This window comes from Streptomonospora litoralis (genome assembly GCF_004323735.1).
GTDB lineage: Bacteria > Actinomycetota > Actinomycetes > Streptosporangiales > Streptosporangiaceae > Streptomonospora > Streptomonospora litoralis.
In genome coordinates this window covers 2419449-2441303 of the sequence record NZ_CP036455.1, presented here as the reverse complement: position 1 = coordinate 2441303, position 21855 = coordinate 2419449, and the positions used below count along the sequence as shown (strand labels likewise).

Here is a 21855-nt window from a genome sequence, read left to right as displayed (position 1 = left end):
TTCCGGCCGACGGCTCTAGGACTGGGCGGCGGCCATGATGGCCTCGCCGACGTCGCGGCCCGCGCGCTCGGCCTCGGCCTGGGCGGCCAGCACCCGCTTGAAGTCGCGCGGCATGACCTTGCCGAACCGGGAGACCGCGGTGGAGAAGTCGGCCAGCAGCTCCGCGGCGATACCCGACCCGGTCGCCTCGCGGTGCCGGTCGAGGACGTCGCGCAGGAACTCCCGGTCGGTGTCGTCGAGCGGGTCGAGGTCGACCATCTCGCCGTTGACCCGCTCGGGGTCGAGATCGAGCACATAGGCGATGCCGCCCGACATGCCCGCCGCGAAGTTGCGCCCGGTACGACCCAGGATCACGGCGCGGCCGCCGGTCATGTACTCGCACCCGTGGTCGCCCACGCCCTCGGCGACGGCCAGCGCACCGGAGTTGCGCACGCAGAACCGCTCGCCCACGACGCCGCGCAGGAACACCTCGCCCGAGGTCGCGCCGTAGGCGATGACGTTGCCGGCGATGATGTGCTCTTCGGGCGCGAACGGCACGTCCTCGGGCGGCCGCACGGTGATCCGCCCGCCGGAGAGGCCCTTGCCGACGTAGTCGTTGGCGTCGCCGACGAGCCGCAGCGTGACGCCCCGCGGCACGAACGCGCCGAACGACTGGCCGGCCGAGCCGGTGAAGGTGATGTCCACGGTGCCGTCGGGCAGCCCGTCGGCGCCGTAGCGTTTGGTGACCTCGTTGCCGAGCATGGTGCCGACCGTGCGGTTGACGTTGCGCACCGGCAGGTCCAGCTTCAGCGGCTCGCCGAACTCCAGAGCTCCCTCGGCCAGCTGGATCAGCGTGTTGTCCAGCGCCTTCTCCAGCCCGTGGTCCTGGCCGCGCACCCGGTGGCGGTGGTCGCCGCCCCACGGCTCGACCTGCGCCAGGATCGGCGAGAGGTCGAGGCCAGACGCCTTCCAGTGGTCCGCCGCCTCGCCGGTCTCCAGCAGGTCGACGGCGCCGACGGCCTCGTCGAGGCTGCGGAAGCCCAGGGCGGCCAGGTACTCGCGGACCTCCTCGGCCACGAACTCGAAGAAGTTCACCACGAAGTCGGCCTGCCCGGAGTAGCGCTTGCGCAGCTCCGGGTTCTGCGTGGCCACGCCCACCGGGCAGGTGTCCAGGTGGCACACGCGCATCATCACGCAGCCGGAGACCACCAGCGGAGCGGTGGCGAACCCGTACTCCTCGGCGCCCAGCAGCGCGGCCACGACGACGTCGCGCCCGGTCTTCATCTGGCCGTCGGTCTGCACCACGATGCGGTCGCGCAGCCCGTTGCGCAGCAGGGTCTGCTGGGTTTCGGCGAGGCCCAGCTCCCAGGGCGTGCCCGCGTGCTTGAGCGAGGTCAGCGGCGAGGCGCCGGTCCCGCCGTCGTGGCCGGAGATGAGCACGACGTCGGCATGGGCCTTGGACACGCCCGCTGCCACGGTGCCCACACCGGCCTCGGAGACCAGCTTGACGTGGACCCGCGCCTGGGGGTTGGCGTTCTTCAGGTCGTGGATGAGCTGGGCGAGGTCCTCGATGGAGTAGATGTCGTGGTGCGGCGGCGGCGAGATGAGGCCGACGCCGGGCGTGGAATGCCGGGTGCCGGCGATCCACGGATAGACCTTGTGGCCGGGCAGCTGGCCGCCTTCGCCGGGCTTGGCGCCTTGGGCCATCTTGATCTGGATGTCGTCGGCGTTGGTGAGGTAGTGCGAGGTCACGCCGAAGCGCCCGGAGGCCACCTGCTTGATGGCGCTGCGCCGCAGGTCGCCGCTCTCGTCGGGGGTGAAGCGGTCGGAGTCCTCACCTCCCTCGCCGGTGTTGGACTTGCCGCCGAGCCGGTTCATGGCGATCGCCAGGGTCTCGTGCGCCTCGGCCGAGATGGAGCCGTACGACATCGCGCCGGTGGAGAACCGCTTGACGATCTCCGAGACCGGCTCGACCTCCTCGATCGGGACCGGCTCGCGCACACCCTCCTTGAGGCGGAACAGCCCGCGCAGCGTCATCAGCGTGCTCGCCTGGTCGTCGATCTTGGAGGTGTACTCCTTGAAGATCTCGTAGCGGCGGTCGCGCGTGGCGTGCTGCAGCTTGAAGACCGTCTCGGGGCTGAACAGGTGCGGCTCGCCCTCGCGGCGCCACTGGTACTCGCCGCCGATGGCCAGCCGCCGGTGGTCGGCGGGATTGGCGGCGAAGGCGGTGGCGTGGCGGATGCGGACCTCCTCGGCCAGCACGTCGAAGCCCACGCCGCCCAGCGGCGAGGAGGTGCCGGCGAAGCACCGGTCGACGACCTCGGGGCCCAGGCCCAGCGCCTCGAAGATCTGGGCGCCGGTGTAGGAGCTGACAGTGGACACGCCCATCTTGGACATGATCTTCAGTACGCCCTTGCCGAACGCCTTCACGGTGTTGCGCACCGCGTCGTCGGCGCTGATGCCGCCGATGACGCCGCGCTCGACCATGTCGCGCACCGTGGCCAGGGTCACATACGGCGTCACCGCCGAGGCGCCGTAGCCCAGCAGCAGCGCCACGTGGTGGCACTCGCGCACGTCGCCGGCCTCGACGACCAGGCCGACCTCGGTGCGGGTCTTCTCGCGCACCAGGTGGTGGTGGACGGCCCCGGTGAGCAGCAGCGAGGGAATCGGCGCGCGGTCGGGGCCGGCCCCGCGGTCGGAGAGCACGACGATGTGGGCGCCGTCGGCGATGGCCGCCGAGACCTCGGCGCAGATCTCGTCCAGGCGCACCGACAGCGCGGCGCCGCCGCCGGCGACGTCGTAGGTGCCGTTGGCGGTGAAGGTGCGGAAGGCGGGGTCGCCGTCCTCAGCGGTTCCGGCGCGCACGATCGCGGCCAGGCCCGCCTCGTCGAGCACGGGCGTAGGCGCCACGATGCGCCGGCAGTCCTCCGGGTCGGGCGACAGGACGTTCTCCTCGGCGCCCAGCGCCGTGTGCAGGCTGGTGACCAGTTCCTCGCGGATGGCGTCCAGCGGCGGGTTGGTGACCTGCGCGAAGCCCTGCGAGAAGTAGTCGAAGAGCTGGCGGGACTTGGCCGACAGGGCCGCAACCGGGCTGTCGGTGCCCATGGAGCCGATCGGCTCGGCGCCGGTGCGCGCCATCGGCTGCAGGATGATGCGCAGCTCCTCCTCGGTGTAGCCGAAGACCTGCTGCTCGCGGACGAGGTCGCCGACGGGGGCGGGCTCGCCCGCCTCCAGCTCGGACAGCTGCACCACGCCGCGCTCCAGCCACTCGGCATAGGGGTGCTGCGCGGCGAGCTCGGACTTGATCTCCTCGTCCTCGATGATGCGGCCCTGCTCGGTGTCCACGACGAAGATGCGGCCGGGCTGCAGCCGCCCCTTGCGGACGATGCGCGAGGACTCGGCGTCGAGCACGCCGGCCTCGCTGGCGAGCACGACGAGCCCGTCGTCGGTGACCCAGTAGCGGCCGGGACGCAGGCCGTTGCGGTCCAGGACGGCGCCCACCAGCGAGCCGTCGGTGAAGGAGACCGAAGCGGGACCGTCCCAGGGCTCCATGAGCATGGAGTGGAACTCGTAGAAGGCCCGCACCTGCGGGTCCATCTCGCTGTGGTTCTCCCAGGGCTCGGGGATCATCATCAGCACCGCGTGCGGCAGCGACCGCCCGCCCAGGTGGAGCAGCTCCAGGGCGGCGTCGAAGGACGCGGTGTCGGAGTCCTCGGGGTCGATGATGGGGAACACACGCGAGATGTCGCCGGGCAGCAGGTCGCTGGCCAGCGTGGCCTCGCGGGCCCGCATCATGTTCCGGTTGCCCTTGACGGTGTTGATCTCGCCGTTGTGGGCGATGTAGCGGAAGGGGTGGGCCAGCGGCCACGACGGGAACGTGTTCGTGGAGAACCGCGAGTGCACCAGGGCCAGGCCGCTGGTGAAGCGCCGGTCGGAGAGGTCGGGGAAGAACGGCTCCAGCTGCGGCGTGGTGAGCATGCCCTTGTAGGTGATGGTGCGCGGGGACAGGCTCGGGAAGTACACGCCCGCCTCGTGCTGGGCGCGCTTGCGCAGGCAGTAGGCGTAGCGCTCCAGTTCGAGGCCGCCCAGGCCGGCTGCGGCGGTGCCCTCCTGGCCCGCGACGAACAGCTGGGCGAAGTAGGGCATGGCCTCGCGGGCGGCGGGACCGCAGAAGCGGGGGTCGAAGGGCACGTCCCGCCAGCCCAGCACGCGCAGGCTCTCCTGGGCGGCCGCGGCCTCGACGGCGGCCATGGTGGCGGCGCGCTCGGCGGCATCGGCGGGCAGGAAGGCCATACCGGTCGCGTAGCGGCCTGCCTCGGGCAGTTCGAAGTCGCAGACCTCGCGGTAGAAGGCGTCGGGCACCTGGGTGATGATCCCGGCGCCGTCGCCGTCCTCGGGGTCGGCGCCCGCGGCGCCGCGGTGGTCGAGGTTGCGCAGTACCGTCAGCGCCTTCTCGACGATCTCGTGGCTGCGACGGCCGGAGAGGTCGGCGACGAATCCGACGCCGCAGGCGTCGTGCTCGTAGGCGCTGTCGTACAGGCCCTCGTGAGTGGACTCGGCGTTCGGCCGGACGGACGAACGCTGCACCTGGCCAGCAGGCATCTACCCTCCTGTCGTCGTACGTATGGGCTTCTCTTCGAAAGCGCATCCGGGACGACGTTGGCCCTGCTGCGTCAGCATGCGAAGGCGGCCCCGCAGGCACCGGTTCCACAGCCGGCTCGGCGCCGGACCTGCGTCACTTCCTCGTGGTAACCGGTGTCGCCCCTGTTCGGTGGCCACACGACGTAAGTAGTCTGTTATACCTGCGGTCCAGCCCCGACGTGAGTCGTTAGGTCTAGACCAAGCACCGCCACAGTGCGGTGAGGCTCGCGGCCTCGCACCCGAGGCGAGAGGGTCGGCGATGACCCGCCCGTTCGGGCTAGCCGTGATCTTTCCAAGCGGAGCACCGCGCAAACATCCCTTTTGCCCCGGTCTCGGTAGATCACCGCAATGCGGGACGAAAGCACCGTACCCCGCCCCCGTCCGGCGCCGCGCACCGGGGGCAGCCTCAGTTCACACCCAGCGTACCCCCGGGCAACACACCGGACATAAAGCCGCGGTGAGAATTCCCTGCGACCCACGCCACACCGGCCCCGAGGAGAGAGGGCGGGCGGCCCGGGTCCGCTGGGCGGGCTTGTCGGTCTGCGGGGTAGAAGGTGGCCTGTCCGAAAGGCGGCGGCGACGGCGGCAGCGGGGCCGGGCCCGCGGTCACCGGATCGGGTGCCCGCCGGTGGCGGCGGCCGACGGGGCGGCAGCGGTCTGCTGTGCGGCCTTGATGGTCTGCCGGGAAACGGGCGGCCTGATGGGTAACGGCGGCGGCAACGGTGGCGGATGGCCGGGCCCGCGGTCACCGGATCGGGTGCCCGCCGGTGGCGGCGGCCGGCGAGGGGCGGCGAGGACGGCGGGGAGCCGGGAGGCGCTCGCGGGCCCGTTATGTCGCAGGGCGGCGCGACGATCGTGCCCGTATGACGAAATCCAGCGGCGTTCTTTGGGAATTTGCCCACGACCGCCGCGATCGCCGCGGCCGACTCCGGCACGTCGGACATAGCGGGCGCGGGGGTTGGGAGGCGCCGCCGCCGTGTTCCGACCCGGGCCCACGCCGGCCGGAGGTCGCGCGGCGGGGCGCGGTCGCGGGTGCTCGCACGCCCCCGGTGGCGCGCCGGATCGGGGTCCGGGGGGCGACGACACGTCGCTCGTGGCGCCCAGGCGCGGCCGCCGACTGCCCCACCCCGCGATGGGGTGACTCCGGGACTGTTTTCGCGCCATTCGGCGCGTCTCGTGGGCCACCGCCGCCGCAGCGCGGGGGCGGACCCACCGAGAAATCGGGCATTGGTGGGCAAAACACCCCGTGTTGTTTCGTATCGCGGAATCACGGTGCGAGGGCGGCGCCTCGGGGCGACGCCGAGGCCGATGCCGCCGCACGTACGTGCATCTCGTGGCCCCGACCCGGCCGCATGACCGCCGCCCACCGCCCCGCAGGCCCGCGCGACAACCGGGCGGCAGCCGCCCGGGCTCGACCACCCGCAGCCGGGGCCGGTGACCGCCGCCCCGACCACACAGGCCCGGCCCCGCCGCCGTACTCGCCGCCCCCGTCGGGCGCCGCCACCGGCGAGCACCCGAACCGACGACCGCAGGCGCCACCCCGCGCCGCCGTCGCCGCCCCTCGTCGGCCGCCGCCACCGGCGAGCACCCGAACCGGCGACCGCGGGCCCGACCGTCCGCCACCGTCGCCGCCGCCTCTCCCACAGACCACCCCCCACCCGGCAGACCAACAAGACCGCACAGCGGACCCCACCCCCAGCAGCCCATCCCCCAGCAGCCCATCCGGCGCGCGCAACCGCGCCCGTTCCCGGCTCCGACGGCGGGTACGCGCCCGCTCGCCGAGTGCGCGAAGATCGTGGGGTGGAGGAACATCCCGAGGCCGACGGCACCGGCCGCACCGACCCCGCCCGTGGCACATCCGACTGCGCTCCCCCGCCGCCGACGGACGGCGACGGGGTACCGCCCGGGCTGCGCGAGCTGCTCGACGACCACGGCATCGCGGCGCGGCGGCTGCATCGCGTACTCGCAGCCCTCGCCGACGGCGGCTGGTGGTCGCCGCGTGAGCTGGTGCGCCGGACCGCGGTGGCGCACCGAAGCGTCCAGGGCGTGCTCGACGCCCTGGACGGTGAACTGGAGTGGGACACCGGCGCTGTGCACGCCCGGCTGCGGCGTGCCGGCGGCTACGCCGGCTTCGACCGGCCGGGCACCGCCGACCCGGTCGGCCACCTCGCCGGAGACCACGCGGAGGCGGCGGCCGAACTGCGCCGCCTGGTCGACGAGGCGCCCGCCGCGCGCACCGACCTGGACCACGTCGCCGCCACCGCGGAGACCGCGCTGCGGCGCGCGCTGCTGCTGCGGACGCACTTCGCGCTCGACGGCGCGCGGCTGCTGTGCGTAGGCGACCACGACCTCACCTCACTGGCCGCCGCCCTCGTCTGCCCCGGCCTGCGGGCCGTCGTCGTCGACATCGACGAGCGGATGCTGTCCTACATCGACGCGGCCGCCGAGCGGCTGGGCGCAAACGTCCGGTGCCACTTCGCCGACCTGCGGCTGGGCCTGCCCCCGGCGCTGCGCGAAAGCTGCGACCTCGCCTTCACCGATCCGCCCTACACCCCCGAGGGCGTCGAACTGTTCGTACGCCGCGGCGTCGAGGGCCTTGCCGCGCCCCGAGCCGGCCGGGTGCTGCTGGCCTACGGCGCCAGCGAGACGACCCCGGCCCTGACCGCCCGGACCCAGTCGCGGCTGAGCGCGCTGGACCTGGTCACCGAAGCGCTGTGGCCGGACTTCAACCGCTACCGGGGCGCCGAGGCGATCGGGGCGGCCAGCGACCTGTACGTGCTCCGGCCCACCGGCCGCACACCCCAGGGCTCGCGCGGCGCGGCGGCGGCGCGGGTCTACAGCCGCGGCACCAACTCCGCGGAGTCCGCCGGCGGGCTGCAGGAGGCCGAGGCTCGCGCCGTGCTGGAGGACGCCGCGGCCGAGACCGCCGTCGGCGAGTGGCCGCGCGGTGCGCTGGCGCCCCTCCCCCGGACTGCCGGCGCGTCCGGGGAACCGCGCACACCGCGGCACGTCCGCCTGGCCACGTGGCTGGAGACGCCGACGGAGCGCGGCAGCGCCGCCGTGGACCTCACCGGCGGCTGGGAGGACCTGCTGGCCAGGGTGGTACTGGCGGCACCGGGCCCCGAGGTCTCGGCGGTGGTCTCCGCCGACCATCCGCAGGTGCGCGACAGGGACGGACAGCGCGAACTGGCCGCGCTGCTCGCGCCGCGCTTCGAGGTGCGCTTCATGCGCGGAACACCGGCGCCGCGCCTGACAACGGTGCGGGCCGCCGAGGCACCAGACGGCGGGGCGGCGGACGAGCGGCTGCTCGCGCACTGCCAGCGGCGGGCGCACGGCCGACTGTCCGCCACCCTGCGCGAAGGGCTCGTGCGCGTGGCCGCGACCGCCGACGTGCCGGTCAACAAGCGCACCGCCCGCCATGCCGTCGCCGCGGCGGCGCCCTGGCTGGAGGGGCACACGCTGCTGGACCTGCCCGCCCACCGCATGGAGCGGCTGCGCGCGGCGGCCGCCGACCTCGCGGCCTCGATCGTCGAGGCGCGCGAGAGCCCGGACGGCGGCGGCGCGAACGCGTCGCGGTGATCCCGCGGCCGCCGCCAGGCCCCCTCTGTCGTCCGGAGCCGCTTGCACACGGATCAGGCCCCCTCGGGACCCGATGAGCGTGTCACCGCAGGAGGTGGCGGTGTAGCGCGTGGCTCGGCGGAAATTCCTCGGGCGGAGCCGGGCGACTTCGTCGTATCCGCGGGCCGGCGTGCCGGATCCGGCAGGCCGGGTCAGGCTGCGGGCGCGGAGTTCTGCTGCTGGGCCTCCTGCAGGTTCTCCAGCTGCACGACGCGGTTGTAGAGCGGGTCGCGGAAGCTGTTCAGCGCGATGATCGGCGAGACGAGGCTCTCCCGCTGAGACGGGTCGTCGGAGTCGATCGACTGCACCCACGTCACGGTCAGGTAGTGGCCGCTGACGGTGGCCTCGGCGGCGCTGTAACCCGCTCCCAGGCTGGAGAACGGGTCCTCCTCGGGGGTCGGCACCGCGATGAAGCCGCCCGGCTGGGCCTGCTCGCCCTTCGGGGGCTGCAGCGCGGTCGCGACCGCCTGGCCGGCCTCCTGATCGCGCAGGTTGAACATCACAACGGCGCCGACGTACTTGTCGGAGGTGTATCCGGCCCGTGCCGCCTGCGTGCAGTCGGCTTCGGAGAGCGCCGTACGGACATCGTCGCCCCAGACGACCGAGGCGCAGTCCTCGCTCAGCGACGACGACTGCAGCTCGAAGGTGATGCCCTGGCTCTCGCTGTCGATCTGCTTGGCGTCCTCGCCGAACAGCTCGCTCTTGTTCAGCGGCCGGGAGTCGGCCTCGCGGGTGGCGAGGATCTCCGTCCCGGAGTCGTGGATCTCGAACGCGGCGGGCACGGGGTTCTCCGGCGCATCGGCGCCGCCGGTCGCGAACTGCAGCACCAGCACGACCACCAGCGCCACCACGGCGACCCCGAGAGCGCCGAGCAGCACCGGCAGCATCCTGCTCCGCGACCGTGCGCGCGAGGAGCCCCGGCGCCGGCGGCGGGCTCCCTTGCGGCGGGCGGGAGCCGCTGCCAAACCCTCGATGGAGTCGGCCTCGTCGCTTTTCCTCCGCCGGCCGGGGGTACCGGACACAGACGACTTAGAAGACACCAGAACCTCTCGGACGGTCGCGGGGGCTGTTCGCATTCAGCGGGGTGGGACGGCGGACGCCGCGTGTGACCATGCCGCCGGTGCGCAAATCCTAGCTTGCAGAAGAACCCGGACCGTCCCGGCCTCAGCCCTTAGGTGCCGGACGTCGAGTGGCCCTGCAGCCGCCGCTGCGCCGCGGGTGCCGGTCGGGCCCGCGCCCGACCGGCACCGGCCTGGGCTGTCCCGGCTACTGCTCGGCCTCGCCGACCTGGCGGTAGACCCACGTGGAGGCGTTCATCGCCGCCACGTTGAGCGTGGACAGGGTGTCGCTTTCCCCGGGCTTCTCGCCGTCGGTGCGCGCCACCCAGTACACCGCGAGGTAGTGCCCCATGACCTGGGCGGTGGCCTGGCTGTACCCCTCGTGCAGCCCCTCGACGCCGCTCTTCCGGGGCAGTAGGAAGCCCGGGGCGATCGACGGGTCCTGGGGGTCGAGCGCCGTGGCCGCGTTCGTGGCGGCATCGACGTCGGCCAGGTCGAACAGCGTGAACTGGGCGATGTACTTCTCGCCGCCGCTCAGGTAGACGGCGCTGGCGGCCGAGGTGCACTCGCCGTCGACCAGCGTCTGGGCGACCTCCCGGCCCCACACCAGGCTGGTGCAGGTATCGGTCACCTCGGACTGGTCGCGGACCAGTTTCTGGCCGTCCAGCTCCAGCTCCTCGGTTTCGGAGCCGAACACCCCGTCCTCGGGCAGTCCGCCGGAGCCCTCGCCCCGCTCGGCGATCGGCTCGAAGGCCTCGTCTTGGGGCTGGGCCTGGTACATCTCGGGCAGCAGAGTGGAGTGCCCCTCGGGAGGGGCGACGACGCTGCCCACGGCCGCCTGGCTGGAGGTTCCCCCGGTCTGGGTGGCGAGCTGGTAGCTCAGCACGCCGAGCAGGCCCACCAGCGAGGTGAGGCATAGCACCAGCAGCCCGGCGAGGACCGCGGTGCCGTTCTTGCGCCGGCTCTGCTCGGCCAGGGTGTAGACGACCTGGCTGGGCCGGTCGCCCAGGACGCTGACGCGCCGCAGCGCCGAGGCGGAGAACCTGGATACCGGGTCGGCCCCCGCTCCGGAGCGCCCGGGGCGGCGGCCGCGGGCGGTTCTGCCGCCCGGAGCGCCCCCGCGCCCGTCCGCACCCCGGCGGCGGGCCTTGCCGCCCCGGCGCGTGCGGGAACCGTCGGCGCCCTCGTCGGCTCCGCGGTCGGTGTTGACGTCTTCGTCCTCGTAGCGCTCCCGGGGTGCGCGGGCCGAATCGGCCCGGCGCGATCCCCCTCGGCCGTTGCGGCCGGCGGAGTCGGATGTGCTCACGTGGTCATTCATCCATCCTCGGACGGCGCGGGGCCTGTACCTCCCGGCCGTCCGGCTGTGCCTTTCTCATGACCGGCGCCCCCCGTGGCGCCTGCGCCGGACTCGGGTCCGTCGGGGGACCCGTTCCCGCCCCTGTCGGCGGAGTCGGCTCCTCCGCTGTCCGCGGAGGTGGCGGGGTCGGTGTCGAAGACCTCGGTCCCGACATCGTGGCCTGCGGGCAGGACCCGGCTGGAGAAGGCGTCCAGCCGTCGCCCGGCCCAGAGGAAGTAGGCGAGTGCGGCGGCGAACACCAGCAGCGAGGTCCAGTTGTTCAATCGCAGGCCGAGGATCTCGTGCGCAGGGTCGACGCGCAGGTATTCGATCCAGAACCGACCCACACAGTAGCCCATAACATAGACCGCGAACAGCCGCCCACCGGCCAGGCGGTCACCGTATCGCCTGCCCAGCCAGGCGAGCAGCACCGCGAGTGCAAGACACCACAGTGACTCGTAGAGGAACGTGGGGTGGTAGTAGCTGTAGTACTCGGTGCTGGTTCCGGGGATCGGCTGCATACCCGGACGCGGTGCCCCGTTGGCGTTGTAGGTGTAGTCCAGCGAGATGTGCACCGCCCAGGGCAGGTCGGTGGGCTTGCCGAACAGCTCCTGGTTGAAGTAGTTGCCCCACCGGCCGAGCGCCTGGGCCAGCGGCAGGGTCGGGGCGATTGCGAAGGAGAGCTTGGACAGCGAGATCCCGCGGCGCCGGGCCATCCACCACACGGCCAGCGCACCCAGCGGAATGGCGCCCCAGATGCCCAGGCCGCCGTTCCAGATGTAGAGCGCCTCGACCGGGTTGCGCCCGGGACCGAAGTAGAGCTGGTAGTCGCTGATCACGTGGTAGAGGCGACCGCCGACCAGCCCCAGCAGTACAGCGGGCACGGCGATGTCGACGATGGTGCCCTTTTCGCCGCCCATGGCGGCCCAGCGGCGCTCGCTCCAGAACACGGCGGCGATGACGCCGGCCAGGATGCACAGCGCATAGAAGTGGATGGTGAAGGGGCCGAGCGAGAACGAGCTCACCTCGGGGCTGGGGATGGCCGCGAGGGCGCGGCCGGTCTCGGCCGCGCCCTCGGGGGTGATCAGCGGAATGGTCATCGCTGCGATCTGTTCCTTGCGGTCAGGGTGGCACTACGTTCACGGTGACACGGTGGGCTCGGGCGAAGCGTCGGCACTCGCCCCCGAGTCGTCGGAGGCGGCGAGCGGTTCGGTGCTCACCTCGCCGGGCCCCGCCTCCGAGACGGCGTCGCGGATTCCGTCGCCGGAGAAGGCGGCGTCGCCCATCTGCTGCCCGTTGACGTAGACCGCGGGGGTGCCGCCGAACGCGTTCGCTCCGGAAGAGTACCGGTCCTTGACCGCCGACGTCGCATCGATGACCTCCTTGACGTAGGTGTCCTGGAGGAACGAGCTGTCCACGCCGTTGGCGTCGCCCCATTCGATGAGGCCGCCCAGCCCCGTCTGCTGGATCTCGGATCCGCTCATCCGGTCCTGGGCCGCCGCGGAGAGCTTGGGCAGGTAGTCGCCGGTGAAGGTGTCGGCGACCTGCGCCTCGGCCTCGACGCGCTCCGCGAAGGCAGGGTCGTCGATGCCGATCTCCGCGCCCCACTCCTTGAGGTCGCCGGTGGCGAAGCCCTGGCTGCCCTCGGCCGGCTGGTTCTCGAACAGCAGGTCGTGGTACTCGACGAACTTTCCGTAGTCGGCGGCCGAGCGGGCGGCGGCCGCGGCGCGCAGCGAGTTGGTGCTCAGCGGCTCCTGGGCCTGAGCGAAGATGCTCACCGGCCGGTAGTGCACGATGGCCTTGCCCTCGGTGGCCAGCTTCTGCAGCGTGGGGCCGCTCGCGGTCTCGAACTGCTTGCAGGCCGGGCACTGGAAGTCGGCGTAGACCTCGACAACCGGGGCCTGGACGCCCTCCTCGGCGAGGACGACGCTGCCGTCCTGCTGCACCGTCTGCGACGGCAGCTGCTCGTAGCGGTTGGCGAACGCCTGCTCCTGGGCGCTCTGCTGGGCGAAGAAGAAGTAACCGCCGCCCACGACGAGAAGGATGACCGCTGCCGCGGCGCCGACGACGCCCAGCACCTTGTTGCGCTGAGACCTCTTCTTGGCCCTCTCCCGTTCCTGCCTGAGTCGTTCGCGAGACGCTTCCCGCGCAGCCTTGCCCATCAGCCGATCACCGTGAAATCCCTAGTCTCTGTCGTCTTCTCCGCCCGCCGTCGCCGGGCGGCGCGGTTCGCCTGTGTGCGTCCGCGGCGCGCCGTCCAGCCGCCGGGCGCCGGGCGCCGTCGCCCGGGGCGGTTCCCCCGGCCCGCCGCCGCGGTCGGGGGTGTGCGTCCGGCGCCGGTCTCAGCGGTAGAGACCGAACAGCCGGTCCAATGCCAGCGGCGAGCGCGGCCAGATCGTGACGACCGCGGCCAGTGCGAGGAACCCGAGGTCGCGCGCGATGTCGAGTCCGTACTGCGTCTCGCCCTCGGCGACCGGGCCCCCGGTCCCGAAGCACCCGCAGTCGATGTTCAGCCCGCGCGCCCACGCGGAGGCGATGCCCGCGATGAACACGATCATCAGCAGGCCCGAGGCCCCGCCGACGTAGCGCGTGGCCAGGCCCACCACCAGCAGCAGCGCCAACGCGAACTCCAGCAGCGGCAGCGCGAAGCCGATGGCCCGGCTGACGTCGGCGGAGAAGAGCTGGTAGGCCTCGACGGACTGCACCGACAGTGCGGGCGGCAGTTTGCTGGCGGCCGCGTAGGCGAGCACCCCGGCCAGGGCGAGGCGGGCCAGCAGGGTGACCCAGGGCTGGATGGCAGCCCATCGGCGCGGCGCCGCGGCCGGCCGGCTGCCCGGCGCCGTCTGATGTGTGGTGTCCAATGAAGTGTTCCCGGGGGCGAGTCGTTCACTGCGGTAGAGCACCGGATCAGGTGCGCACCGTGCGGATACTACTCTACGTCCGCGCGGCGACACAGGGAGTCGGCTCGCCTCCCCTGCCGAGCGCGACGCCTGGGCCCTCTCGCTGCACTGTAACGACGCAGGCCGTCGGTTCATGCCCCCGGAAGGCCGCCGGGGACGCACTCACACGGAACTCTTACCCGCCCGGCCCGCGGATCAGCGGGCCGGGCGGGCTGGTGCACGCGGCCGCCCGGGGGCGCGGCCGCCTCAGCCGCGCTCGCCGCGCACGCCCAGCGCCAACTCCTCGGCGAACGATCGCACGGCGCCGATGCCCGTCTCCAGGTCGGGGGCGTCCAGGACCCGCTGGCAGAACCCGGCGCCGGCGATGACCCCGTCGGCGTAGGCGGCGACCTCGGCGGCCTGTGCGCGGTTGGAGATGCCCAGGCCCACGCACACCGACGGCCCGTCCGCGCCGATCGCGCTGCGTGTGCGGGCGACCAGCTTCTCGGCGGTACCGGAGACCTGGGCCCTGGTGCCCGTCACCCCCATCAGGGATGCGGCGTAAACGAAGCCGCGGGACGCACGCGCCGTCAGCCGGAGCCGCTCGTCGCTGGAGGAGGGCGCGACCAGGAAGATCCGGTCCAGGCCCGCGGCGTCGGTGGCCGCGAACCAGTCGTCGGCCTCCTCGGGGATGAGGTCGGGCGTGATGACCCCCGCCCCGCCGGCCGCGGCCAGGTCGGTGCAGAAGCGCGCCGGCCCGTAGCGCTCGACGGGGTTCCAGTAGGTCATCACCACCGCCGCGGCGCCGGTGGCGGCGGTGGCCTCCACGACTCGGAGCACGTCGGCGGGGGTGGTGCCCGCCGACAGGGCGGTGTCGGCCGCACGCTGGATGGTCGGGCCGTCCATGGTCGGGTCGGAGTAGGGCAGGCCGACCTCGATGACGTCGCAGCCGCCCTCGACCATGGCGCCGATCACCCGGATGGAGGACTCCACGTCGGGGAAGCCCGCCGGGAGGTAGCCGATGAGGGCGGCCCGCCCGTCGGCTTCGGCGCGGGCGAGTGCGGCCTGCAGTGTGGTCTGGCTCATCGTCCCTCGCTCGTCTCGCCCGCCGGGCGCAGCGTGTGCGCCGCCGGTCTGCTGTGCCGCGCTCATGCCCGCACCTCGCCGTCCTGGTCGGTGTCGACGAGTCCGAAGTAGGAGGCGGCGGTGTCCACGTCCTTGTCCCCGCGGCCGGAGAGGTTGACGACGATCACGCCGTTCGGCCCCAGTTCGGCGCCGATCTCGCGCACGCCCGCCAGCGCGTGGGCGCTCTCGATCGCCGGGATGATGCCCTCGGTGCGGCTGAGCAGCTGGAAGGCGTCCATCGCCGCGGCGTCGGTGACCGCCCGGTAGGACACGCGGCCGCTGTCGGCCAGCCAGGCGTGCTCGGGGCCCACCGCGGGATAGTCCAGCCCGGCCGAGATGGAGTGGCTGGGCAGGGTCTGGCCGTGCTCGTCCTGCAGCACGTAGGTGCGGGCGCCGTGGAAGACGCCGGGCGCTCCCCCGGAGATCGCGGCGGCGTGGCGGGCCGTCTCGACGCCGTCGCCGCCGGCCTCGAATCCGTAGAGGGCGACGCCGGTGTCGGGCACGAAGGCGGCGAAGATGCCCATCGCGTTGGAGCCGCCGCCGACGCAGGCCGCCACGGCGTCGGGCAGCCGCCCGGTGGCGTCGAGCACCTGCGTGCGCGCCTCCGCGCCGATGACGTGGTGCAGGTCGCGTACCAGCGCCGGGAAGGGGTGGGGGCCGGCCACCGTGCCGAACAGGTAGTGGGTGGTCTCGACGTTGGCGACCCAGTCGCGGAACGCCTCGTTGATGGCGTCCTTGAGCGTGCGGCTGCCGACGGCGACGGGCACGACCTCGGCGCCCAGGAGCCGCATCCGGGCGACGTTGAGGGCTTGGCGGCGGGTGTCCTCCTCGCCCATGTAGATGACGCAGTCCAGGCCCATCAGCGCGCACGCGGTGGCGGTGGCCACGCCGTGCTGGCCGGCGCCGGTCTCGGCGATCACCCGGGTCTTGCCCATGCGCTTGGTCAGCAGCGCTTGGCCCAGCACGTTGTTGATCTTGTGGGACCCGGTGTGGTTGAGGTCCTCGCGCTTGAGGAAGACGCGGGCACCGCCGCAGTGCTCGGCGAACCGCGGCGCCTCGGTGAGCAGGCTGGGCCGGCCGGTGTAGTCGCGCAGCAGGGCGTCGAGCTCGGCGCGGAAGCCGGTGTCGTTCTTGGCCTTCTCCCACTCCTCGGCGACCTGGTCGAGCGCCGCGATCAGGGCCTCGGGGCTGAAGCGGCCCCCGTAGCGGCCGTAGTGCCCGCGTGCGTCGGGCTGGTTGGAATCCGGTGTCGCGGATGGCATGTGGTTCTCCATGTCGGCGCGCGGCGCGCCCTGTGCGGTGGTACCGGCCGGCGGCCGGACGCGGGGCCCGACCGCCCGACCGGATGAGGTCGGCGCGGCTGCGGGGGCCGACGCGCGGTTGCGCGCGGGCCCCCTAACGCCATCGGCCGCCGGCGGGGCGCCGCTGCACGAGCGGGCGGAGACGCACAGCTCAGCCCCTGTCCCGCAGCGCGGGGTGCGCCCCCGCGGTCACCAGGTCGGCGACGGCGTCGCGCGGCTGTCGGCCGCGGACCAGGCTTTCGCCCACCAGGACGGCGTCGGCGCCGTGGCCGGCGTAGGCCAGCAGGTCGTGCGGACCGCGGACACCGGACTCGGCGATCCGGACGCGGTCGGCCGGGATCATCGGGGCGAGCCGGGCGAAGGTGTCGCGGTCCACCTGCAGGGTCTTGAGGTCGCGGGCGTTGACGCCGACGACGGTGGCGCCGGCCTCCAGCGCGCGGCCGACCTCGTCCTCGGTGTGCACCTCGACCAGCGGGGTCAGCCCCAGCGAGCGCGCCCGCTCGACCAGGGAGACCAGTGCCTCCTGCTCCAGCGCGGCGACGATGAGCAGCACGGCGTCGGCGCCGTGCACGCGCGCCTCCCACAGCTGGTAAGAGCTGATGATGAAATCCTTGCGCAGCAGCGGGGTGGGCACCGCCGCGCGCACGGCGTCCAGATCGCCGAGGCTGCCGGCGAAGCGCCGACCCTCGGTGAGGACGCTGATGAGGGCTGCGCCGCCGGCCGCGTAGTCGCGGGCCAGCGCCGCGGGGTCGGTGATGGTGGCCAGGGCCCCCTTGGACGGACTGGACCGCTTCACCTCGGCGATGACCTGCACACCGGGCCTGCGCAGGGCCGCGGCCACGTCCTGGGGCCGGGGCACGGACCGGGCCGCCTCCTTGAGCCGCTCCAGGGGTGTGGCCTCCTGCCGATCGGCCAGATCGGCGCGTACTCCTTCGAGTATCTCGTCGAGCACGCTCACGTGGGACTGCCCCCTCAATTCGCCGGTGTGTGGACCTGGACCATCCCCGCGCGTGCGGGTTGCACTGGGGTCGACGGGTGCCCGCGGCCGAGGCCGGTGTCGCGTACTCGGGCGGGGCACGCCCGCCGCGGTTGAGCGGCGGGGCCGGGCACCGGAGCGCGGGGCGCGGCCCCGCGTTCGGGTACTACCGATCGTATCGAGTCCGCGCGGGGCTGTTGCCACGTCCCCCCGTGGTCGGGCGTCGGGGCGGTCAGCCCGGGGCGAGGAACTGGCCGAAGGGCAGGTTGCGGACCACCCAGTATGCGATGAACGCGACCAGGAACAGGTACAGCCACGCGGGGTGCAGGGCCTTCTTGGGCGTCGTGCGCGGCGGCGCCGGGCGGAAGGAGCGGTAGAGCCAGCGCACGTAGCCGTAGGCCAGGAAGGGCGCCATCAGCATCAGCATCGGGTTCATGCCGAACGCGCCCGCCACGTCCAGCTCGGTCATGGCGTGGATGGCGCGCATGGTCCCGCAACCCGGGCACCAGGTCCCGGTGATCATCAGCCACGGGCACACCGGGTAGTTGCCGCCCTCGTTGGGGTCGACGAAGTGCAGCAGGACGGCTCCGGCCGCCCCCGCGGCGGCTAGCAGCAGCGGCGCCGCCGCGGGGTGCAGGCGGCGCCGCGCGGTGGCCGCGAGGGCGTCGCGGGACATCAGTATCCCGGCGCCGTCGTCGTCGGCGCGGTGCTGAGCACGGCGGCGAACAGCGCGAAGTAGCCGACGATCGTCACGACGTAGATCAGGATGCCGACGACGAGCGCGATGATCGCGAAGCGCTTGGCGCGGTCGGCGCGCTCCTGGGCTCCGGCGAAGTCGCCGAGGTTCCACAGCTCGTTCACCTTGGCCGCCGCAAGGATGGCGGGGATGGCGAACGGCCAGCAGCAGAACATCGAGAGGATGGCCGGCACGAGGAAGTTGTTCGGCGGTTCGGAGCCGCCGGCGTAGCCCCCCGGGCCCCCGGGGGGCGGGCCGTATCCGGCGCCGGGCGGCGGCTGGGAGGGAGGCGGGGGCGGAGGACCGTAGCTCATGTCGATGCGGCTTTCCGGTTTCGGTTGCGGAGTCGACCAATGCGGCCGCTTCGCGCGGCGGAGGAGGCGCACCAGACGGGGTCACGGCTGGGCCTGTCGTCCTGAGCGCGTCGCGGTAGACCGAATCATGCCAGATCGGCCCGGATCACACCGAGGCAGGCGGGCGTATCGGCGCCTGGACGCTCGTGCCGCTCACAGGCGCCCGCCGGGCGGGCGGGCGCCGTGGTTCAGCGGACGGAGGCGGTTTCTCCGGCGGAGTCCTCGGCGGCGTCGCCGGCGACCGCCTCGGCCTCCTCCGCTGCGCCCGCGGACTTCGCGGCGGGCTCGGCCCGGCGCTGTCCGGCCTGGAGCGCCTCCCACTCCTCGCGGGTGGGCGGGGTGGGTCGGGGGTGCCTGCGGCCGAGTCCGGCCTTTTTCATGATCCCGGCGATCGCGGCGCAGACGACGCTGGCGCCCAGGGCCACCAAGGACCACATCACCACGTTCTCGTCGACGATGATCGCGCCTGCGGCCGCGGTCCACACGACGATCCAGGACGTGGTCAGGAACCATGCGGAGACGGTGTTGCCGTGGTCCTCGTGGTGTTCGTCGGCCATCAAGGCTCCTTCGGGTGCTCGTGCCGGGTGCGGGTCGCCGGGCTCGGTGCGGCGCGGCCGTGTGCGTCGGCGGGCCGGTCGCCGGCGCCGGGTCCGGTGTCCAGAGTGGGGTCGGCGCCGCTGTCGAGCGATTTCCACAGCTCGGCGGGGTCGCTGCTGCGGCCGGTGCCCGGGGCGCTGTGGCGATCGTACCTGCTGCCCATGCTCGGCCAGGCAGCCCCCCGGACCAGCGTGTAGGCACCGGCGGCCACCAGCAGCGCGGCGCCGGCGGCGGCCAGGCCGGGCCATAGCGCCGACACGTGGAGCGCCTCGACCGCGCCGTGGGCCGTGGAGCGGTCGGCGGCCAGGTCCTGCAGCGCGGCGGGGCGGGTCCCGCGCCAGACGGCGGCCAGTCCGGCGACGCCGAACAGCGCGACCAGGCCGCCCAGGACGCGTCGGGCGAGGCCGCGGGTGGCCGGCAGGGCGGCCACCGCCGCGAGTGCGGCCAGGCCCGTCGCGAAGGCCGCGGGGGCGGTGTCGTCGCCGGTCACGACGACGGGCGCGGGGGCGGCCGGGCCGCTGAGCGCGATCTCGGCGCGGGCCCAGGTGCGCCCGGACGCGCCGGTGAGCGCCGCCGCACCGGCGGCGACCGCGCCCAGGGCGAGGGCGTACTCCGCGCGACGGCGGCGATCGGTCACCGCGCCACCCCGCCGGCGGGGGCGCTGCCGCCGCCCAAGGGCAGCTCGCCCTCGTCGAAGCAGGTGTGCGCGCCGGTGTGGCAGGCGGGGCCGCTCTGGTCGACGCGCAGCAGCAGGGTGTCCCCGTCGCAGTCCAGCGCCACGCCGACGACCGCCTGCACATTGCCGGAGGTGGCGCCCTTGACCCAGTACTCGCGGCGGCTGCGCGACCAGTAGGTGGCGCGGCCGCTGTCGAGGGTGCGGCGCAGCGCCTCGTCGTCCATCCAGGCGAGCATGAGCACCTCGCCGGTGTCGTGCTGCTGGACGATTGCGGGCAGCAGGCCGTCGCTGTTGCGGGTGAGCCGCTCGGCGATCTCCGGGGCGAGCCGCGGGCCGGCGTCGGTACCGGGGGCGCCCGCGGGAGGACTGGTGCTCATGTTTCCAGACTATGGCCCCTCTGCGCCGGACCGCGCCCGGGTCCGCATAGCAGGCGCGGCCGGGGCCGCGCGTGTGGCCCGGCTCGTCCGGATGACCATCACCGATGCCCGCGGCCGGTGCGGGGGCGGTGGGGGCGGGTGGTGGGGGCGGGCGGCTCGGGTCTGCCGGGCGACGGATGGACTTACGGAAAAGCGGCGGCGACGGTGACAGCGGGGTCCGGCCCGCAGCTAGCGGTTCGGGTGCCCGCCGGTGGCGGCGGCCGGCGAGCACGGCGACGACGGCGGCGGGGCCGGGGACGCGGTGGGCGAGCCCCGGCGCTCGCCGCTCGGTTGTCGGCAAGGGCGCGACGCGGGGCGGTCGGCGGCGGTCATGCGGCCGGGTCGGGGCCACGAGATGCACCTACGTGCGGCGGTATCCGCCTCGGCGCCGCCCCGCACCGTCATTCCGCGATACGAAACAACTCGGGGTGTTTTGCCCACTAATGCCCGGGTTCCCGGCGCCCCCGCGCCCGCGCTGCGGCCGCGGGGGCGCACGAGGCGCACCGAATGGCGCGAAAACGCCCCCGACGTCAACTTTCCGTGCACCTCGTGGCCGCCGCGCCCGCCGAGGCCGCCCGCAAAACGGGCATAGGCCCCCAAAAGCCCACCCCATCGGGCGGTGGGGCCCCCGGCGGCAGCGCCCGGGCGCCACGAGCGACACGTCGCCGCCCCCAGTCCCCGATCCGGCGCGCCGCAGGGTCGTGCGAGCACCCGCGACCGCCCCGCCGCGCGGCCTCCGGCCCGCGCGGTCCCGGCCGCAACACGGCGACACCACGCCGGCCCACCGGCGCCGGTATGTCCGGTATGCCGGTCCATCCGGCGGTGATCGCGAACTTATAGCCGAGGAATGCGCTTTCCTGCGACCATAACTTCACGATAGACGGGCCAAGCCGCGCCCAGCGCAGGGTTGCGACCAGACAGCGGCCGTAATCGGGTGGAAACCGCGCGTTGGATGCGCCGACCGGCCTGCGGCGGCCGAACGCCGCCCCGCCGCAACCGCCGCCGGCGCACACCCGACCCGACGACCGCGGGCCCGGCCACCCGCCACCCTCGCCGCCCCTCGCCGGCTTCGTCACCCCGTAGGGTTTCTGGCGCCGCTTCAGTGTCCGTCCCCGCCGCATCCGATTCGCCAGGAGTCAGCAGCCTGTGACCGCCGAACTACTCACCGCCGACCTGGCCGGGAAACCCGACGCGCTGTCCGCGCTCGCCGACCGCCTGGCCCGCCACGATCCCTACCGGGCGCTGCCGGCGCTGCTGGACGACGAGCCCGCGGGCATCCTGCTGCTCGGCGTGGGCGCCGCGCGCCACGCGTGCGCGGCCGCGGCGGCGCGCATGCGCCTGGCCGGGCTGGGGGCGGTGGCCGAGTACGCCTCGGCGGAGCGCTCGCTGCCGCCGGGGCCCGACACGCTGGTGGTGGCGGTGGCCTCCGGCGGCGGCGACCGGGAGCTGTGCACGATCCTGGACACCTACGTCGAGCGCTCGGCCATCATCGTGCTGACCGACGCCGCGGAGGGGCCGGTCGCCCGCTACGCCGACATCCTGGTTCCCCTGCTGGCGGGCGGCGAGCGCAGCGGTCTGGCGTGCCGGGCGTTCCAGCACGCGCTGGCGCTGTTGCTGCTGCTGGGCTACCGGCTGGGCGCCCCGCCGCTGGGCGGGGACATGGCGACGACGCTGCGGCGCTGCGCCAACGCGACGGCGGGGCTGCTGGAGCAGGCTCGGGAGTGGGTGCCGCGGGCCGCCGAGGCGCTGCGGTCTCCGGCGGGGCTGTACCTGGTGGCACCGGCCGAGCGGTTGTGCTCGGCGCAGCAGGGGGCGCTGGCGCTGCGGCAGGGGCCGGTGCTGGTCGCGCACGCGGCGGAGTCCGGCGAGTGGTCGCACACCGACCGCTACCTGGCGGCGGTCAGCGACTACCGGGCGCTGCTGTTCGCCGGTTCGCACTACGACGACCGCACGGTGGACCACCTGCTCGGCTTGCGGGGCAAGGCGGTCGCGGTGGGTGCCCAGGTGCCGGGGGCGGCGCTGGAGGTCCGCTATCCGGGCGAGAACGACCCCGATGTGGGGCTGCTCACCGAACCGGTGGTGGCCGAACTGCTCGCCGCGCACTGGTGGGCCGAGCGCGAGCGCGCCCGGCCGGCGGCCGCGGGCTGAGCGGCGCCCGGACGGT

16 protein-coding genes are annotated in these 21855 nt (G+C 73.8%); 2 read left to right on the top strand and 14 right to left on the bottom strand.

From position 1 onward, the window contains the following. Positions 1 to 15: 15 nt before the first annotated feature. A complete protein-coding gene (gltB, locus tag EKD16_RS10550) occupies positions 16 to 4581 on the bottom strand; it encodes a glutamate synthase large subunit (protein WP_131098226.1) in 4566 nt (1521 codons plus the stop codon). 1839 nt (positions 4582 to 6420) lie between these two features. Here gltB and EKD16_RS10545 point away from each other — a divergent pair. Continuing rightward, a complete protein-coding gene (locus tag EKD16_RS10545; RefSeq protein WP_131098225.1) occupies positions 6421 to 8199 on the top strand; it encodes a bis-aminopropyl spermidine synthase family protein in 1779 nt (592 codons plus the stop codon). Between the two features lie 191 nt (positions 8200 to 8390). On the opposite strand, the gene EKD16_RS10540 is transcribed toward EKD16_RS10545, so the two are convergent. From EKD16_RS10540 to hisI, 13 genes are all read right to left on the bottom strand, one after another. Next, positions 8391 to 9116 (bottom strand): hypothetical protein, encoded by a 726-nt coding sequence (locus EKD16_RS10540; protein WP_131098224.1) that lies wholly within the window; start codon positions 9114 to 9116, stop codon positions 8391 to 8393. Between the two features lie 388 nt (positions 9117 to 9504). Next, entirely contained in the window at positions 9505 to 10614 is a 1110-nt protein-coding gene (locus EKD16_RS10535) for a hypothetical protein (RefSeq protein WP_242677327.1), read from the bottom strand. Then, positions 10611 to 11732 carry a prolipoprotein diacylglyceryl transferase gene (gene lgt / locus EKD16_RS10530; protein WP_131098223.1) on the bottom strand — a complete coding sequence of 374 codons (1122 nt, stop codon included), beginning with the start codon at positions 11730 to 11732 and terminating at the stop codon, positions 10611 to 10613. Before lgt ends, EKD16_RS10535 begins: the two co-directional genes overlap by 4 nt. Positions 11733 to 11771: 39 nt before the next feature. Continuing rightward, positions 11772 to 12794, bottom strand: a complete 1023-nt coding sequence (locus EKD16_RS10525) for a DsbA family protein (RefSeq protein WP_131098222.1) — start codon at positions 12792 to 12794, stop codon at positions 11772 to 11774. 180 nt (positions 12795 to 12974) lie between these two features. Next, entirely contained in the window at positions 12975 to 13493 is a 519-nt protein-coding gene (locus EKD16_RS10520) for a MauE/DoxX family redox-associated membrane protein (RefSeq protein WP_242677326.1), read from the bottom strand. A gap of 285 nt (positions 13494 to 13778) precedes the next feature. Further along, the gene (gene trpA / locus EKD16_RS10515; RefSeq protein ID WP_131102336.1) at positions 13779 to 14597 is read right to left on the bottom strand and encodes a tryptophan synthase subunit alpha; all 819 of its coding nucleotides are present in this window, start codon (positions 14595 to 14597) and stop codon (positions 13779 to 13781) included. A 62-nt stretch (positions 14598 to 14659) separates the two neighbouring features. Then, positions 14660 to 15898: a tryptophan synthase subunit beta gene (trpB, locus tag EKD16_RS10510; RefSeq protein WP_131098220.1), complete on the bottom strand. Its 1239-nt coding sequence runs from the start codon at positions 15896 to 15898 to the stop codon at positions 14660 to 14662. A 190-nt stretch (positions 15899 to 16088) separates the two neighbouring features. After that, entirely contained in the window at positions 16089 to 16895 is an 807-nt protein-coding gene (gene trpC / locus EKD16_RS10505) for an indole-3-glycerol phosphate synthase TrpC (protein ID WP_131098219.1), read from the bottom strand. Between the two features lie 250 nt (positions 16896 to 17145). Further along, positions 17146 to 17589, bottom strand: coding sequence for a DUF2752 domain-containing protein (locus tag EKD16_RS10500; protein ID WP_131098218.1), 444 nt, complete (start codon positions 17587 to 17589; stop codon positions 17146 to 17148). Then, positions 17589 to 17963, bottom strand: coding sequence for a CD225/dispanin family protein (locus EKD16_RS10495; RefSeq protein ID WP_131098217.1), 375 nt, complete (start codon positions 17961 to 17963; stop codon positions 17589 to 17591). The genes EKD16_RS10500 and EKD16_RS10495 overlap by 1 nt, the downstream gene beginning before the upstream one ends. A 227-nt stretch (positions 17964 to 18190) precedes the next feature. Then, positions 18191 to 18559, bottom strand: a complete 369-nt coding sequence (locus EKD16_RS10490; RefSeq protein ID WP_131098216.1) for an HGxxPAAW family protein — start codon at positions 18557 to 18559, stop codon at positions 18191 to 18193. Next, positions 18559 to 19236: a Trp biosynthesis-associated membrane protein gene (locus EKD16_RS10485; protein WP_131098215.1), complete on the bottom strand. Its 678-nt coding sequence runs from the start codon at positions 19234 to 19236 to the stop codon at positions 18559 to 18561. Before EKD16_RS10485 ends, EKD16_RS10490 begins: the two co-directional genes overlap by 1 nt. Beyond that, positions 19233 to 19652: a phosphoribosyl-AMP cyclohydrolase gene (hisI, locus tag EKD16_RS10480; RefSeq protein WP_131098214.1), complete on the bottom strand. Its 420-nt coding sequence runs from the start codon at positions 19650 to 19652 to the stop codon at positions 19233 to 19235. The genes EKD16_RS10485 and hisI overlap by 4 nt, the downstream gene beginning before the upstream one ends. A gap of 1185 nt (positions 19653 to 20837) precedes the next feature. Here hisI and EKD16_RS10475 point away from each other — a divergent pair. Beyond that, positions 20838 to 21839 (top strand): SIS domain-containing protein, encoded by a 1002-nt coding sequence (locus EKD16_RS10475; protein ID WP_131098213.1) that lies wholly within the window; start codon positions 20838 to 20840, stop codon positions 21837 to 21839. Positions 21840 to 21855 lie beyond the last annotated feature (16 nt).